Origin of the sequence: Streptomyces sp. NPDC052052, from assembly GCF_040680455.1 — a bacterium.
Classification (GTDB): Bacteria; Actinomycetota; Actinomycetes; order Streptomycetales; family Streptomycetaceae; genus Streptomyces.
The window spans coordinates 276,400-292,847 of sequence record NZ_JBFAWU010000007.1 but is presented as its reverse complement, the minus strand read 5'-3'; the positions used below and the strand labels follow the sequence as shown (position 1 = coordinate 292,847).

Genomic DNA, 16,448 nt, shown 5'->3' with positions numbered 1-16,448 from the left:
GCCGCCGACGACCTGGGGGTCGGGGCAGGAGGACGGCTGAGGCTCGGCGGCGCCGAGCTGACCGTGGCGAAGGTCGAGGGAGACGCCTCGTACACGGGCCCGACGGCTGTGCCGGGCGGGTCCGCTCAGGCGAACGGGTCCCCCTCGATCTCCTCGGTGCTGAAGAAGATCGGCGCCCCGAAGGTGTCCTCCACGTCGGTGACGACCAGTTCCGCGCGAACCCGGGTGGTGCGGACCGCGTTCTTGTGGAGCCAGCTCTCCGCGGAGTCGATGTCGGTCACCTTGAACCTGAGGCTGTAGATCATGTTGCCCCACTGCTCCACGTGCCGTCCGAGGGCGGAGTCCGGACTCAGTGGCTGCGCCAACTGGAGCAGGCAGTCGCCGAGTTGGAGGGTCGCGTAGCGTGCGTCCAGGTCCTTGTCGGTGCCGCTCTGCACGGGGACCGCCTGCATCACGTCGACATAGGTCCGCACCGCGGTGTCCAGGTCCCGCACGCCCAGGGTGACGTACGAGAAGCGCTCGATGGTCAGCGGGTGGTTGCGCCACATGCGCTCCAGCGACGTCCAGGTCTCCTGGTCGCGGGGGTCGCCCGGCATGTCCGTGCCGCACAGCTCCACCATCAGGCCGGCGGTGTCGCGCGGGCTCGGGAAGAAGTAGAGCGTCTCCGGATCGAGCTGTTCGATCTTCCCGCCGCCCGGCTTGCCGATGTACACGCCGCGCGCCAGGAGCCGGTCGGCCAGGCCGGTCAGATCCGCCACCCGGTAACCGACCGAGTGCAGATGACGGCCGAACTTCGTGAAGAACTTGCCGACCGGCCGGCGGACGTCCGCCGGCATCTTCGGCGCCATCACCTCGATGCACAGGTCGCCCACCATGAGCAGCGCCGCGTACCGGTCCTCCGGGGGAAGGTAGTTGGGCTCATCCACCCCCATGTACACGTAGGCGCCCAGGACATCCTCGTAGAACCTGCGCAACTCCTGTACGTCGTCGGACATGTGGACCACATGCACCATCTGTCCGATGCCGTGGTCCCCTGTCTCCCTCGCATGTTTCCTCATGGCCGGTCGGCTCCTTACGACTCATCGGTGGTGGTGGGCGGTTGGCCCCGGCTGGTCAGGGCGGCGGCTGTCGCCAGGTCGGGCCGCGTGTCCCGGGCCCCCAGCGGGGCGCCGGTGAGCGCTTCCGCGACCGAGGCGCGTACGGCCTCGGTCCGCTCCGGCAGTACCCGGTCGACGACGCCGAGGCGCAGCAGCTCGTCGGGCGTCATGCACAGTGCGTCCGCGAGCCCGGCGGCCCGGCCCGCGTCCCGGTAGAGGATCGCCGCGCCCGCCTCGGGGCCGATCACCGAGAACGCGGCGCCGTCGAGCACGTACAGCCGGTCGGTGTGCGCCAGGGCCACGGCGCCGCCGCTGCCGCCCTCGCCGACCAGCAGACAGACACTGACCGTCGGCAGGCGGGAGAGGGCGAGCAGCGTCCGGGCGATCTCGCCGGCGAGCCCTTCCGCCTCCGACCGGGCGCCGGGATGGGCCCCCGGCGTGTCCACCAGGGTGAGGACGGGCAGCTTCAGCCGGGCCGCGAGCTGGACGGCCCGTTGGGCGAGCCGGTAGGCACCGGGCCCCGGAGCGCCCGCCCCGAACCGGCCGGCGAACCGGTCCATCGCCACGACCACGGCCGGAGTCCCGCCGACGGTGGCCAGCCCGGCCCGGATCGCCGGATCGTCGCCCCGTAGCTCCGTCCAGGACTCGGTGAGCCACCCGGCCCACTCCAGCCCGGAGGGCCGGTCGGGCCGACGGGCCCGCCGCAGATGCTCGTACGGCGTTGCCGCGGGCCTGGACCGAGGGACCCGCGAAGGCCTGCCGGGAGTCGGCGCAAGGGGTGGGGCGGGCCGTGCGCCCACCGCCGAGGCCAGCCAGCGCCAGCAGTCGGTGCGGCTCACCACCGCGTCGACCAGACCGTGGCGCAGCGCCGACTCGGCCGTGTGCGAGGTGGCCGGCGGCCAGGCTCCCGTGACCTGGGCGACGACCCGGGGGCCGCCGAAGCCGATCGTCGCCCCCGGCTCGGCGGCCCGCAGATCGGCGCAGGACACGAACGACGCGAACACCCCGCCGGTGGTGGGCGACCGCAGATACGCCGCCGACCGCAGTCCGGCGCCGGCGTGCCGGGCGGCGGCGGACACGGTGCGGGGCATCTGCACCAGCGACACCATGCCCTCCTGGAGCCGGGCACCTCCGGTCGAGACCGTCTCGACGACCGGGGCGCCGAGCCTGAGCGCCCGGTCGAAGGCGCGGACGACGCGCTCGCCGGCGACGGCGCCCATCGTCCCGCCGGCCCGCCGGAAGTCGCAGTCGATCCACACGGCGGGCCTTCCGCCGAGCTCGACCAGTGCGGTCCGGACCGACTCGGTGTCGGGGCCCGGCACCTCGTAGCCGGGAAAGCCCAGCGGATCGCACGAGGTGAGAGCGTCGTCCCAGACCTCCAGGACGCGGTCCGGACGCCCGTCCCGGGCGAGCGGCTCAGTCGTCATACCGGTAGAAGCCCCGGCCGGTCTTACGGCCCAGCCAGCCGAGCCGGACGTACTGCTTGAGCAGCGGCGGCGGGAAGTACTTCGGGTCCTTGTACTCCTCGTACATCGAGGCGGCCATGTCGTGCACGATGTCGAGGCCGATCAGGTCGCTGAGCCGGAACGGCCCCATCTTGTGGTTGAACCCGAGCCGGATGACCGCGTCGATGGACTCCATGTCGGCCACGCCGCGCTCCAGGGCGCGGATCGCGTCCAGCAGGTACGGCACGATCAGCAGGTTGCCGACGAAGCCGGGCACGTCGTTGACCACGACCGGCGACTTGCCGAGGCTCGTGGCGAGCGAGCTCACCGCGTCCACGCAGGCCGGCTCGGTGACCGGGGTGCGGATGACCTCGACCAGCCGCATCGCCGGTACGGGGTTGAAGAAGTGCAGGCCCACGACCTGCTCGGGGCGGCTGGTGGCGGCGGCCAGGACCACCAGCGGGATGGTGGAGGTGTTGGAGGCGATGAGCGTGTCCGGGCCGACCAGCCGATCGATCTCGCCGAGCAGCCGCTTCTTCAGGTCCACGTCCTCGTACACGGCTTCCACGACCAGGTCCGCCTCCGCCAGCGCCGCCAGTTCGGTGGTCAACTGGTAGCAGCCGGAGGCTTGTTCGGCCTGATCGGAGCTGAGCTTGCCCCGGGCGACGGTGGTGCGCAGCCCGGCTTCCACCCGCTCCCGCGCCGCCTCCACACGGGCTTCGTCCGGCTCGACACCGACGGCTTCCACGCCGTTCTGAGCGGCGAGCTGGATGATTCCGGCGCCCATCGTGCCGCAGCCGACGACCGCGATCTTCTTGATGTCCATGACGGCAACTCACTCCTCGGCGAGGTCGTACACACGGGACCGGTGACGGGACGGCAGGGCGCGTACGGTGGTGGACGCGGCCGGCTGCGGGGATCAGGTCACCTCGACGACGACGGCTCCGCCCTGGCCGCCCCCGGCGCACATGGCTGCCAGACCCAGGCCGCCGCCCCTGCGGCGCAGTTCGTGCACCAGGGTGGTCACCATCCGGGCGCCGCTCGCCGCGATCGGGTGGCCCAGACTGCAGCCGCTCCCGTGCACGTTGACCCGCTCCTCATCGATGTGGAGCTCCTGACAGGCGGCCACCGGTACCGAGGCGAAGGCCTCGTTGATCTCCCAGAGGTCGATGTCGGACACCGACAGGGTGGCGCGGTCCAGCACCTTGACCGCGGCGTCCAGCGCGCCGACGCCCGTGAAGGCGGGGTCGACACCGACAGAGGCCCAGGCGCGTACGGTGGCGAGCACCGGCGCGCCGGCCTCACGGGCGAGTTCGTCGGAGACGACGGCGAGGGCGGCAGCGGCGTCGTTCACCCCGGCGGCGTTGCCCGCCGTGATCGAGAACCCCTCGATGTCGGGGCGCAGCGGCTTGAGCGCGGCCAGCTTCTCGGCCGACGTGGTGGGGCGCGGGTGCTCGTCGGTGGCGAAGGCGACCACCGAGCCGTTGCGCCGGCGGACCTTGATCGGCACGATCTCGTCCTTGAACACGCCGCTCTCGATGGCGGCGACGGCGCGTCGGTGCGAGCGCAGCGCCCAGGCGTCCATCTGCTCACGGCTGATGCCGTACCTGCGGGCGACGTTCCAGCCGACGCTGAGGGAGACGTCGTCGGTGGCGTCCTCGGTGTAGGGAAAGGTGGGTCGGGTGCCCTCCACGGTGTCGTCCCCGGGCGGGACGCGCCAGGTGAGCGTCGGGGCGGTGGAGAAGGAGTGCGCGCCGCCGGCCACGACGGCACGGTCCATGCCCGCGCGGATGGCTCCGGCCGCGATGCCGAGCGCGGCGAGGCTGCTGGCGCAGTGCCGATTGACGGCCGCTCCGGGCACCTGGGTCAGGCCGGCGGCGACCGCCGCGTGGCGGGCCAGGTCCCCGCCGCCGTACATCGACTCGCCGAGGACGACGTCGTCGAACAGGTCGGCGCTCAGACCGGATCGGCGCACCGCCTCGCGCAGGACGTGGAGGGCGAGTTCCTCGGCCGGGGTCTCGGAGAGCGTGCCCTTGTACGCGGTGCCGATCGGGGTCCGCACGGCGCTGGTGATCACAGCTTCAGGCACGGGACACCACCTCACTGTGTGTCGGGTCGGGCTGCGTCGGTCCCGCGAAGCCGTGTGGTCCGGAAGGCCGTGGGAGCGGCAGCGAAGGACGTGATACCAAGGACGGTAGTCGATAGATTCAAAGACGTAAATGTGTCGAATGAATTTGGGTGGATCAGGACGACGACCGAACCGTCCGGACGGAACCGTGCGTCGTGCGCGTGGCAGGATCGTCGCTGCGGCGCGGGGTCGGATCCCCGGACCGAGCAGGGAGAAGAACAGGTGTCGATATCACCGCAGTCCGGACGTCCTGCACGAGGACGCAGGGTCACCAGCGCGGACGTGGCCGGCCTCGCCGGAGTCTCCCGCACCACCGTGAGCGACGTCCTGAACGGCCAGCGGATCGCCCGGTACCACCCCGCCACCGTCCAGCGGGTGCGTGGTGCCGCCGCCGAACTCGGCTATGTGCGCTCGGCGGCCGGTCGCGCACTGGCGATGGGGCGGAGCGACTTCATCGTGGTCGTGGTCCCCTACGTGACCTATATGCGCTTCCAGGACGTCATCGAGGCGCTCTCGGGGCACATCGAGGAGTTCGGGTTCAGCGCGGTCGTCCACTTCCGGGGCCCCAAGGAGGAGGACGGCGGCACGAGCCGGCTGCTGACCCTGGTCGAGACGCTGCGGCCGGCCGGTGTCGTCGACCTCGGAGGGCTCACCCCGAAGGAGGCGGCCTTCATCGAGAAGACCTGCTGCTCCGTGCTGCCGCAGGACAAGCCCGCGGACCCGAATGTCTGGATCGGGCTGCTCCAGGCCGAACACCTCCACTCCCGGGGCTTTCGCCAACTCGCCTACGCCTTCCTGTCCGACGCCCGCGACGACCCGTACGGCCAGACCCGCGCCGCGTCGGTGGCCGACTACTGCGAGGCGGAAGGGCTGCCCGTGCCTCTCCGGCTGCATGTGCCCATCGAGCCGGAGGGCGCCCGTGAGGCGGTGCGGAGCCTGCTGGAACGGACCGACGGCGGGCGGTTGGGCATCGCGTGCCACAACGACGAGGTGGCCATCGCGGTGGTGTTCGCAGCCCAGCGGCTCGGCCTGGAACTGCCGCGCGACGCAGGGGTCATCGGGGTCGAGGGCGGCGATCTCGGGCAGGCGATGGCACCACGGCTGACCACCGTCCTCGGCGACGCGGCGGCGGCGGTCCACCACGTCAGGTTCAGCCTCGGGCGCACCTACGGGGGACCGGTCCCGACGGGCGAGACGCCTCCGCTGGACCAGGTCTTCCGGGTACTGCCCGGCGAGACGACCTGAGGGCGCCGCCCCGACGCCCGCGTGCCTGGCCGCTCCGTCCCGCAGCGCCGGGCCCCGCGTCCTGCGCGGCTTTCCGGAGCGTGTCCGGCCACCGTCCGGCTGGGCCCCGCACGGCTGTTGACGCGTGACGAAACGCGTTCATAGGCTGTGCCGGACCGGTGGAGGAGGGCTCCGGACGTGAGCCCTCGCCCGCACAGGGGAACTCCGGCGAGGAGGCTGACCGGTGTCGCTGGGCAGACAGGTCGACGAGGTCGACGTCGTGGTCATCGGGTTCGGAGTCGCCGGCGCCGCTGCCGCTCTGGCGGCGGCGACCGGCGGGGCCAGAGTCCTGGTCCTCGACCGCAGGAGTGCGCTGACCGAGCACGCCCGGCGGTCCTCGTCGGGACCCTCCGCGTGCGCCGTGCTGCGTTCCGCCGCCAGAGCCGCCGGAGTGACGGTACGGGGCGCCTGCCGCGCCCACGAGCTCGTGACGGATGTGCGCCAGGTGCGCGGCGTGGGCTACGCGGAACTCTCCGCGCGTCGGACGACCGCCGCGGCATACCGTTGTCTGGACCGGCTGGGCGATCTGCCGATGCGCTCGGCCCCCGTCTTCGCCCGGGCCGCCGACCGGGTCTGGCAGTCGGACTTCCTCGTCGGCGAGGTCGCCTGTGCCTCCGTCGTGCTGGCGCTCGACCCGGGCCACTGGGACTTCGTGGGACCCGCCATGTGGGCGGCGGCGCGGTCGGCCCGGCGCGAGGCCGGCCCCGGGCCCGCGACCCGCAGACTGCGCGTGGTGGGGCCGGGCGAGACCGCCCCGCCGACGCCGGAACTGAGCGCCCGGCTGTGGTGCGCCCAGCGCGACGCGGCAGCGGACCAGGGCGAGTTGCGGGTGGATGACGCGACCGGAGCAGTCCTGGTCGGCGGTGAACCGGCGGTGGCCGGGCTCTACTCGGCCGTGCCGACCGGGAGGCCGACGGCGGCGCCGCGCGGTCACCGGGCGGTGATCGCCGCCGGGGTGCGCGCCGGGCAGGGAGCCGCCGACGCCGCGGTGCACCCGGAGTACGGCTCGTGGTCCGCGGATGTCCTCGGACTCACCGGGCGGTGAGGCGCGGACTCACCGCCCCGTGAACTTCGGTGCCCGGTTCTCACGGAAGGCCGCGATGCCCTCGTGCAGATCAGCAGTGGTCATGGTCACCGGCTGGGCGAGCGCCTCCCACTCGATGGAGGCGTTGAGCCCGGCGGCCGACTGTTCGAGGCCCGTCTTGGTGAGTCGCACGGCGATCGGCGCGGCCTGCGCGATCCGCTCGGCGACCTGGAGCGAGTGGGCCAGCACATCGTCCGCGACCTCGGTCACCAGGCCCCAGTCCAGCGCCAGGCCGGCCGGCACCTCGCGGCCGGTGTACAGCATGTCGCGCGCCCGGGTCACCCCGATGGCCTCGGGCAGCAGCCAGGTCGCGCCCATGCCGCCGTGCGTCCCGCGGAAGACGAACGGCGTGCTGAACCGTGCGCCCGGTCCGGCGAACCGGATGTCGCAGGCGAGCGCGAGGCAGACCCCCGCGCCCACCGCCGGTCCGTTGACGGCGGCGATGACGGGGAAGGGCAGCGAACGCGGGCGCAGCCAGCTGCGGTAGAAGGGCAGCATCCGCTCGCGCAGCCGGTCGATGGTGACGTCGTCCGCCGAACCCTGGTCCAGCCAGGACAGGTCGGCCCCGGAACAGAACGAACTGCCCTCGCCCGTCACGACCAGGACGCGGGTCTCCCGGTCGGCGGCCACGACGTCCAGAGCCCTGTTCCAGTCACGGGTCATGGACTCGGTCATCGCGTTGCGCACGCCCGGCTGGCTCAGCGTCACCACGCGGACGCCCGGAGCCGGTTCGGTGAGCACCACCGCCCGGTTGGAATCGGCGGTCATCGCTCTGTTCCCCTCTGGATCGGGACGGTCGGAGTCACGGCAGCGTACCGTCCGCTACCAGGTCATCAGCATGGCGCCGGTGTCCGTCTCGCCCGAGGCGACGGCCCGCGACTGCGCCGCCGGGACCTCTCTGACCACGGACGGGCCGCTCTCGTCGGCGACACGGGGGCCCGGGGTGAGGTTCCACAGGACATCGGCCATCTCGTGCAGCACGTCGCGGCGCAGCACGTAGTAGTACTTGCGGCCGCGCTTGCGCGTCTCGATCAGGCCGGCCTGGGCCAGGAGCTTGGTGTGATAGGAGATGGTCGGCTTCGAGACCGGCACCGTCTCCTCCAACAGGCTGCAGGCGTACTCGCCCTCCTCGGCGGCCAGTTCCTGGACGATCTTCCACCGCATCGGGTCGGACAGTGCTTTGAAGACCTCTGTGGGGTCGACAGCTTCGTGCGTCGTCACGTTTCTCCGCCCATCCTCGTCGTCCGCGTTCGACGATTGTGCATCGATGATATCGAGAGCTGCTCCGTGTGCCCCCTCCACAGGGGATCTCGTCACCGGCTCGGCCGGAATCCCGTGCAAGCCACCCCAGCGGACGTGACCTGCGCGTATCGGAAGCCTGTCGACGCTGGTCGGGAGAGCCTGCGTCGACACGCTTCGATGATTCCTTTCAATGATAGTTCGATACATTGACAAGTGTCCGACGCCGGTGTTCAGTGGGGACATCCCAGGCCGACGTGAGGAGACGTCCCGTGGAGCTCGCGCTGTCGCCGGACCAGAGGCTGTTCCAGGCATCCGCCCGAGGACACCTGGAGAAGGAGTACTCCCTCGACCGTGTCCGTGACATGCGGGACGGCGAGGCCCGCTGGAGCAAGGGATGGTGGCGCAAGGGGGCCGAACTCGGCTGGGCCGCCGCCCTCGTCCCGGAGGAACTGGGCGGCGGCAGCGTCTCCGGTGAGGGGGTGCGCGACCTGAGCCTGCTCGCCGAGGAACTCGCCGCCGGCGTCGCCCCCGGGCCCCTGCTCCCGGTCAACGTCGTCCTCGCCGGGCTGGTCGCCGCCGCCGGACAGGGTCCCGACCACTCGGCGGTCATCGAGGAACTGGCCTCGGGGCAGACCGTGGCCACCTGGGCCGTCTACGAGCCCGGCGCCGCATGGGCACCGCTCGCTCCCACCGTCACCGCGACACCCGTCGAGGGCGGCTACCTGGTCGACGGTGTCAAGGACCGGGTGCAGGAAGCCGACCAGGCCGAACTCCTGCTGGTCACCGTCGCCTTGCCCGACGGGACCGGCCAACTGCTGGTGCCCGCCTCGGCGCCGGGGGTGTCCGTCGAGCCCCAGTGGTCCCTCGACCTGTCCCGGTCCTACGGCCGGGTCGGTTTCGAACAGGTCCGGATCGGTGCCGATGCGGTCGTCGGCACCCCGGGAGCCTGCGACGACGTGGTGGAACGACAGCTGCAGATCGCGGTCGTCGTCCAGTGCGCGGAACTCTGCGCCGTACTGGACCGCGCCTTCGAACTCACCACCCAGTGGGCCTTCGACCGCTTCTCGTTCGGCCGCCCCCTCGCCTCGTACCAGGCACTCAAGCACCGGTTCGCCGACATGCGGACGTGGCTCGAGGCGTGTCACGCCACGACGCAGGCGGCAGCGGCGGCCGTTCAGGAAGAGTCCTCTGAGGCCCCGCGGCTGATCAGCGTGGCGAAGTCCTTCGTGGGCGACCGGGCGCTGGTGATCCTTCAGGACTGCGTGCAGCTGCACGGAGGCATCGGGGTGACCTGGGAGCACGACCTGCACCTCTTCCTGCGGCGCGCCACCCTCCAGCAGGCCCACTACGGAACCCCGCGGGACCACCGCGTGCGCCTCGCCCAACTCGCCTCCGGCTGAGCTCCGCAGACCCCGCCGGCCCACCACTCCCGCAGACGCCGCCGATCCCCGCCGAGCCGCGAAGGACTGATCCGCGATGACCGAGAAGCCGACCGAGAGCGTCGAGGCCTTCCGCGCGAGGGCCCGCGCCTGGCTCGCCGACACCATGCCCCTGCGTGACGACGCACGGCCGCCGGGGTTCACCGAGGACGACACCGCCGAATGGGAACGCGCCCGGGAACTGCAGAAACTGCTGTACGCCGGGGGGTTCGCCGGCATCCGGTTCCCCACCGAGTACGGCGGCCTCGGTCTGAGCCAGGCGCACCAGAAGGCGTTCGACGAGGAGAGCGCCGCCTACGAGCTGCCGCTCCTGCTCAACCTCCCCTCCTTCGCGATCTGCGCGGCCACCCTGCTCGACACCGGCTCCGAGGAGCAGAAGCGCGAGCGCGTCGGAGCCGCGATCCGCGGCGAGGAGATCATGTGCCAGCTCCTGTCCGAGCCCAGCGGCGGCTCCGATCTGGCCGGCCTGATCACCCGCGCGGAGAGGTCGGGCGACGACTGGATCCTCAACGGCGCCAAGACCTGGAGCACATCGGCGTACGCGGCGGACTGGGGCCTGTGCCTCGCCCGCACCGACTGGGACGTGCCCAAGCACCAGGGCCTGACCATGTTCCTCGTCCCGCTCAAGGGCACCGAGGGGCTGACGGTGAACCGCATCCGCATGGTCAACGGCTCACGGGAGTTCTGCGAGGAGTTCTTCGACGACGTCAGGCTGCCGGCCTCCTCCGTGGTGGGCGCCGTGAACGACGGCTGGACCGTGGCGTCACGCCAGCTGTTCCACGAACGCAACGCCATGGGCGGAGCCTCGCCCTACGTCAGCGGTCGGGGAACCATGCGCGTCACACCGCACCCCACGCCGTTGGACATCGCGCTCTCCCGGGACCGCGCCGATGACCCCCTGGTGCAGGAACTCCTCGGCGAGTACCTCGCATTGCGGACCGTGCACGAGCAGACCGTCGGCCGGGTCTCCCGTGCCATCGGCACCGGAGCGCTGCCCCCCGCGTCCTCCTCCCTGCTGCGCCTGCTGTACGCGGAGGTACAGCACCTCGGCGCCGACAACGCGCTGCGCATCGCCGGCGCGTCCATCGGCGTCGGCAGCGGTCCGCAGCCGGGCATCGACGGACGGGCCGGCGTCGGCTTCCTGATGCGTCAGGGCGCGAGCCTCGGTGGCGGCAGCACCGAGATCGCCCGGAATGTGATCAGCGAGCGGGTGCTCGGCATGCCGCGCGAGGCCGCCGCCGACCGCGACATCCCCTTCCGGCAGGTCAAGCGCGGAAACTGACCCCCGCAGCCCGCCTCCGCGACGCGTCACCCGACCCTCATGACGACACTTGTGCTGGAGAAGCGATGAACCTCGCGATGGTCCTCGACATGGCGGTCGCCGGCATGCCGGACCGCGTCCTCATCGGCGACCGCGAGAGCGGTCTGACCGCCGCCGCGCTGCGCATCCGGGCGCTCGCCGGAGCGGAGCGCATCCGCGCCACCGGAGCACGTCGGCTCATCTACCTCGCCCCCAACGGTCCCGCCTTCCCGGCCGCCCTGTTCGCCGCCACCTACGCCGACGTGCCGTTCCTGCCGCTCAACTACCGCCTCGGTGAGGACCAGTTGCTTGAGGTGATGGACCGTCAGGACATGCCGCTCGTCGTCACCGACACCCCCGAAAGGCTCGGACCGACGCCCACCGCCGGCGTCCTCGGCATCGACGAGTTCCTCGAACTTCCGGCCGCCGCTGGGCAGTCGGACGCCGCGGAGTCCGTGGACCCGGATTCCCCGGCCGTTCTGCTGATGACGAGCGGCACCACGGCGGCACCCAAGAGCGCCGTACTGCGTCACCGCAACCTCACCGCCTACCTGTTCGGCTCGGTCGAGTTCGGCTCGGTGCCCGACACGGACGCGACCCTCGTCAGCGTCCCGCCGTACCACATCGCCGCCGTGGCCAACGCGCTGTCCAACCTCTACAGCGGACGCCGGGTCGCCTACCTCGACGCCTTCACCCCGGGCGGCTGGCTGGACCTGGTGGAGCGCCAGCAGGTCACCCACGCCATGGTGGTCCCGACCATGCTGGCCCGGATCGTCGCCGAGCTGCGAGCCCGCGGTACCGACGGGCCCGCCTGCCTCACGTCCCTCTCCTACGGAGGCGCGAAGATCGCCCCCGAGGTCATCGAGGAGGCACTGAGGCTGTTCCCGGGCACCGGCTTCGTCAACGCCTACGGGCTTACCGAGACCGCTTCGTCGATCAGTGTGCTCGGCCCCGACGATCACCGGGAGGCACTGGACAGCGAGGACCCGCTGGTCCGGGCGCGGCTCGGCTCGGTGGGCCGGGCCCTGCCCTCGGTGGAGATCGAGGTACGCGACGAGGAGGGCCGGGTGTGTCCGCCGGGCGCCGTGGGAGACATCGTCGTCAGGGGCCCCCAGGTGGCGGGGGAGTACCTGGAGGCCGGCAGCGTGCTGAGGGCGGACGGCTGGTTCCCCACCCGGGACCGCGGCTATCTCGACGAGGAGGGCTACCTCTTCGTCCGCGGCCGGGCCGACGACACGATCATCCGGGGCGGCGAGAACATCGCGCCTGCCGAGATCGAGGACGTCCTCAACGGTCACCCCGCGGTCCGGGAGAGCGTGGTGGCCGGCGTGCCCGACACCGAGTGGGGCCAGCGCATCGGCGCTTTCGTCCTGCTGCACCCGGGCGCCCGGGTCGAGGCCGGTGAACTGCGGGCCTGGGTGCGGGAGCGGCTGCGCGGCTCCAAGACCCCCGACCACGTCGTGTTCGTGGAGGAGTTCCCCGCCACGGCGACCGGCAAGATCCTCCGCCGCGACCTCGTCTCCCTGATCCACCGGGACGAGACGGTCCCGGCCCCATGACCAACAGCTCCTACGGCTCCAAGGTTCGACAGGTTCACCCGGCACAGCTCTACGGATCCCGGCCGACTGGCGCGCTCATTCGACGGAGAAGGAGGACGACATGAATCTCGACGGTGTCGCGGCGGTGGTGGTCGGAGGTGCCGGCGGCTTCGGGGAAGCGACCGTGCGCCGCCTGGTCGGCGCCGGGGCGTCGGTGCTGATCGCCGACCTGGCCGATGACAGGGGGAAGGCCCTCGAATCCGACCTGGGAACCGCTCGCGTGCGCTACCTGACCACCGACGTCACCCGTGAGGACTCGGTGGCGGCGGCGGTCGCGGCGGCACGCGAACTCGGCACCCTGCGCGTCGCGGTGGTCGTCCACGGCGGACCCGCCGCCGCGCGCCGGATCGTCAATCGCAAGGGCGAGTTCTATCCGCTGGAGACCTTCCGGCGCACCACCGACATCTTCCTCGGCGGCACCTACAACGTCCTCGCCCAGACGGCCGCCGCGATGAGCGCCAACGAACCGCTGGACTCCGGACAGCGCGGTGTGGTGATCGTGACGGCCTCCATCGCCGGCTTCGAGGCCCAGGTGGGACAGACCGACTACGCGGCCGCCAAGGGGGGCGTGATCAGCCTGACCCTCGCCGCGGCCCGGGACCTGGCCCCCACCGGAGTACGGGTGATGGGCATCGCCCCCGGCACCTTCCTCACCCCGGCGTTCCGGATGACCGAGGAGGAGGCACAGGCCCGCTTCGGCGACCACGTCCCCAACCCCCGGCGGATGGGCCGGCCCGAGGAGTACGCCCGGCTGGCCCAGCACATCGCCGAGAACGACTACCTGAACGGCGAAGTCATCCGCATCGACGGCGCGCTCCGCTTCAACGTCTGATCCGCGGCGGGGCGTTCTCCGGTCCGCCCCTCCGATCCCCGCAGTGTCCAGGAAGGTGAGGTCTCCTCCAGTGAACAGACCCATGGAGGGCGTCCGCGTCCTCGAAGTCGCCCAGTTCACCTATGTGCCGTCCGCCGGTGCCGTCCTTGCGGACTGGGGCGCCGACGTGATCAAGATCGAGCACGCGGAGAAGGGCGACGCGCAGCGCGGCATCGTCAAGGTGTACAGCCAGAACGTCGGTGAGCCGGACGCGACCTTCTCCCCGATGATGGACGGCCCCAACCGCGGCAAGCGCAGTGTCGGACTGGCCCTGGAGAAGCCGGAGTCGGTGCGGGTCCTGCACGAACTGATCCGCACCAGCGACGTCTTCCTCACCAACTTCCTGCCGAGCGCCCGGGCCAAGCTGGGCATCGACGTCGACGATGTCCGAGCCGTGAACCCGGACATCGTCTACGCCCTCGGGACGGGTTTCGCGCACAGCGGTCCGGAGGCCGACAAGGGCGGCTACGACAGCACCGCCTTCTGGGCCCGCGGCGGCAGCGCCGACGCCTGCACACCGCCCGGCGCGCGGTTCCTCACCAACCAGCCCGTCGGCGCGTACGGCGACAACATCGGCGGCATGACCATCGCCGGCGGTATCGCCGCGGCCCTCTTCGCCCGGATGCGGACCGGCGTCGCCCCCACCGTGGACGTCTCCCTGACCGGCGTGGGCGCGTGGGCCACCCAGATGAACGTGAACCTGGCGCTGATGCACGGCGGCCCGCTGCCCAAGTTCGATCCGGTGACCGCCCGCGCCAGCAATCCGCTGACCGGCATCTACCGGACCGCCGACGACCGCTGGCTCTCCCTGTCGATGCTGCAACCAGGCCGCTACTGGCCCGAGTTCTGTGAGCGGATCGGCCGGCCCGAGCTGGCCGAGGACGAGCGCTTCGACTCCGCGCAGAAACTGCTCGACCACGCCGCCGAGGCCGCCGAGATCGTCTCCGCTGCCCTCGCCGCCCGCACCAAGGACGAGTGGGTCGACGCCTTCGACGGCATGGAGGGCCAGTGGGCGGTGGTCCAGAACACCTACGAACTGGGGCACGACAGGTCGCTGCGGGCCATCGGGCAGATCACCGACGTCGTGGACGCCGAGGGCCGCACGCGTCAACTCGTCGGCAGCCCGGTGCAGTTCGACCGGGAACCGGCGCAGCTCACCCGCGGACCGCTCTTCGCCGAGCACACCGACGAAGTCCTGCGGGAACTCGGCATGGGCGACGAGGAACTGCTGCAGCTGAAGATCGCGGGGGCGGTGACATGAGCGGGGCGGACACTATGCGTGTCGGCTTCATCGGCCTCGGCAGCCAGGGCGCCCCGATGGCCCGGCGGATCGTCGAGGCGGGATTCCCCACCACGCTCTGGGCACGGCGGCCCGAGACGACCGCCCCCTTCGGCGACACCCCGGCCGCCCTCGCGAGTTCCCCTGCCGAGCTGGGCGCGGTCACCGACGTGGCCTGTGTCTGCGTCGTGGACGACAAGGGCGTCGAGGAGGTCGTCGCCGGAACCGGAGGACTGCTGGAGGGCATGCGGGCCGGCGGCGTCGTCGTCGTGCACAGCACCGTCCACCCCGAGACCTGCCGCCGACTGGCCGAACAGGCCTCCGCCGGCGGGATCGCCCTCCTCGACGCCCCGGTCAGCGGGGGAGGGCCGGCCGCCGAGGAGAAGCGGCTGCTGGTGATGGCCGGCGGCGACCAGGTGGCGTTCGAGCGGGTCCGGCCGGTCTTCGAGACGTACGGCAGCCCCGTGGTGCACCTGGGTCCGGTCGGTTCCGGTCAGCGGGCCAAGCTCCTCAACAACCTGGTGCTCGCCGCGAACATGGGGGTCGCCGACAGCGCCTACGCACTCGCCCGCGGCCTCGGCGTCGATCCCGCGCAGCTCGCCCTGGTCCTGGCGCACGGCTCCGGCACCAGCTTCGCTGCGGGCTTGCTGGGGCGGGCGGGCTGTGCGGTGGCGCCCCTCGCCGAGCACACCGGACAGCTCCTGCGCAAGGACGCCCGTCTGGTGGCCGACCTGGCCGCCACCGCCGGCCTGAAGCCCGGCACCGTACTGGCCGCCGCCGACGCGGCGCTGACCGCCATGGGACACCCGAGGTGAGCGCCGTGGCGGCGGCACCCGGCCGGGCCCGCCTGGGATTCGTCGGAGCCGGCCGGATGGGGCGGCCCATGGTGCGGCGGCTGCTGGCGGCCGGCCATCCGGTGACGGTCCTGGAACGGACCCCCGGCGCCTGCCGCGACCTCGCCGCGCAGGGTGCCGCCGTCACCGCCGACGTGCCGGGCACGGCCGACGCGGACATCGTCCTCGTCTGCGTCCGCACGGACGCCCAGGTACGGGACGTCTGCCTCGACGAAGGGCTGACCGACGCCCTGCGGCCCGGCACGGTCCTGATCGTGCACACCACCTGCGACCCCCGCACCGTGGACGCGCTGGGGGAACGGGTCCGGGCGCGCGGGGCGGACGTGGTCGACGCCGGCGTCAGCGGTGGTCCGCACGACATCGCGGCGGGCCGGCTCACCCTCTACGTGGGGGGTGCCGACGACATGGTGGCGCGGGTGAAGCCCGTGTTGCAGGCCTACGGCGACCCGGTGCTGCACCTGGGACCGAGCGGCACCGGCCAGCGCGTCAAGCTCCTGAACAACGCGGTGTTCGCCGCACACCTCGGCATCCTCGCCCACACCGTCGCCCTCGCGACCGAACTCGGCATCCCCGAACCCGACGTACTGAGGGGCCTGACCCACGGCAGCGGCTCCAGCCGCGCGCTCGACTCGGTCGCCGCGCTCGGCTCCGTCGGCCGGTTCGCCGCGTCGGTCGGAGAGTTCCTCGGCAAGGACCTCGCCGTGGTCCGGGACGTCACCTCGCGCCTCGGCCTGGAACTCGGCCCCCTCACCTCGGCCCACGACATCCTCGCCGAGCTGCTCGCCCCCGCATCCGGCGTCACCCACCCCGATGAATGAGAGCCGCAT

Annotated in this window: 15 protein-coding genes; 9 read left to right on the top strand and 6 right to left on the bottom strand. The window is 72.1% G+C overall.

Annotated features, from left to right (window positions below):
* Nucleotides 1–125 precede the first annotated feature (125 nt).
* The 4 genes from AB0L71_RS11570 to AB0L71_RS11555 all read right to left on the bottom strand — a co-directional run bounded on the left by AB0L71_RS11570 (nt 126) and on the right by AB0L71_RS11555 (nt 4,631).
* Nucleotides 126–1,058 (bottom strand): VOC family protein, encoded by a 933-nt coding sequence (locus AB0L71_RS11570; protein ID WP_365240937.1) that lies wholly within the window; start codon nt 1,056–1,058, stop codon nt 126–128.
* A gap of 14 nt (nt 1,059–1,072) precedes the next feature.
* Nucleotides 1,073–2,524, bottom strand: a complete 1,452-nt coding sequence (locus AB0L71_RS11565; RefSeq protein WP_365240934.1) for a carboxyl transferase domain-containing protein — start codon at nt 2,522–2,524, stop codon at nt 1,073–1,075.
* Nucleotides 2,514–3,368: a 3-hydroxyacyl-CoA dehydrogenase family protein gene (locus tag AB0L71_RS11560; RefSeq protein ID WP_365240931.1), complete on the bottom strand. Its 855-nt coding sequence runs from the start codon at nt 3,366–3,368 to the stop codon at nt 2,514–2,516. The genes AB0L71_RS11565 and AB0L71_RS11560 overlap by 11 nt, the downstream gene beginning before the upstream one ends.
* A gap of 93 nt (nt 3,369–3,461) precedes the next feature.
* Nucleotides 3,462–4,631 (bottom strand): thiolase family protein, encoded by a 1,170-nt coding sequence (locus AB0L71_RS11555; protein WP_365240929.1) that lies wholly within the window; start codon nt 4,629–4,631, stop codon nt 3,462–3,464.
* Between the two features lie 261 nt (nt 4,632–4,892).
* On the opposite strand from AB0L71_RS11555, the gene AB0L71_RS11550 reads away from it, so the two are divergent.
* Nucleotides 4,893–5,915: a LacI family DNA-binding transcriptional regulator gene (locus tag AB0L71_RS11550; RefSeq protein WP_365240926.1), complete on the top strand. Its 1,023-nt coding sequence runs from the start codon at nt 4,893–4,895 to the stop codon at nt 5,913–5,915.
* 223 nt (nt 5,916–6,138) lie between these two features.
* Complete coding sequence (locus AB0L71_RS11545) at nt 6,139–6,999, top strand: FAD-binding protein (RefSeq protein WP_365240923.1); 861 nt, start codon at nt 6,139–6,141, stop codon at nt 6,997–6,999.
* A 9-nt stretch (nt 7,000–7,008) separates the two neighbouring features.
* On the opposite strand, the gene AB0L71_RS11540 is transcribed toward AB0L71_RS11545, so the two are convergent.
* On the bottom strand, nt 7,009–7,806 hold the full coding sequence (locus tag AB0L71_RS11540) for an enoyl-CoA hydratase/isomerase family protein (RefSeq protein ID WP_365240921.1): 798 nt from the start codon (nt 7,804–7,806) through the stop codon (nt 7,009–7,011).
* A gap of 54 nt (nt 7,807–7,860) precedes the next feature.
* Nucleotides 7,861–8,259: a metalloregulator ArsR/SmtB family transcription factor gene (locus AB0L71_RS11535; RefSeq protein ID WP_365240918.1), complete on the bottom strand. Its 399-nt coding sequence runs from the start codon at nt 8,257–8,259 to the stop codon at nt 7,861–7,863.
* A gap of 290 nt (nt 8,260–8,549) precedes the next feature.
* Between AB0L71_RS11535 and AB0L71_RS11530 the strand changes: the two genes are divergently transcribed.
* From AB0L71_RS11530 to AB0L71_RS11500, 7 genes are all read left to right on the top strand, one after another.
* A complete protein-coding gene (locus tag AB0L71_RS11530; RefSeq protein ID WP_365240915.1) occupies nt 8,550–9,680 on the top strand; it encodes an acyl-CoA dehydrogenase family protein in 1,131 nt (376 codons plus the stop codon).
* A 76-nt stretch (nt 9,681–9,756) separates the two neighbouring features.
* Nucleotides 9,757–11,001 (top strand): acyl-CoA dehydrogenase family protein, encoded by a 1,245-nt coding sequence (locus AB0L71_RS11525; protein ID WP_365240912.1) that lies wholly within the window; start codon nt 9,757–9,759, stop codon nt 10,999–11,001.
* A gap of 65 nt (nt 11,002–11,066) precedes the next feature.
* Entirely contained in the window at nt 11,067–12,578 is a 1,512-nt protein-coding gene (locus AB0L71_RS11520) for a fatty acid--CoA ligase family protein (protein ID WP_365240909.1), read from the top strand.
* A 100-nt stretch (nt 12,579–12,678) separates the two neighbouring features.
* Complete coding sequence (locus tag AB0L71_RS11515) at nt 12,679–13,449, top strand: SDR family NAD(P)-dependent oxidoreductase (RefSeq protein WP_365240907.1); 771 nt, start codon at nt 12,679–12,681, stop codon at nt 13,447–13,449.
* A gap of 70 nt (nt 13,450–13,519) precedes the next feature.
* Nucleotides 13,520–14,749 (top strand): CoA transferase, encoded by a 1,230-nt coding sequence (locus AB0L71_RS11510; protein WP_365240904.1) that lies wholly within the window; start codon nt 13,520–13,522, stop codon nt 14,747–14,749.
* Nucleotides 14,746–15,582 carry an NAD(P)-dependent oxidoreductase gene (locus tag AB0L71_RS11505; protein WP_365240901.1) on the top strand — a complete coding sequence of 279 codons (837 nt, stop codon included), beginning with the start codon at nt 14,746–14,748 and terminating at the stop codon, nt 15,580–15,582. Before AB0L71_RS11510 ends, AB0L71_RS11505 begins: the two co-directional genes overlap by 4 nt.
* Before the next feature lie 5 nt (nt 15,583–15,587).
* On the top strand, nt 15,588–16,439 hold the full coding sequence (locus AB0L71_RS11500; protein WP_365240899.1) for an NAD(P)-dependent oxidoreductase: 852 nt from the start codon (nt 15,588–15,590) through the stop codon (nt 16,437–16,439).
* Nucleotides 16,440–16,448: the final 9 nt, after the last annotated feature.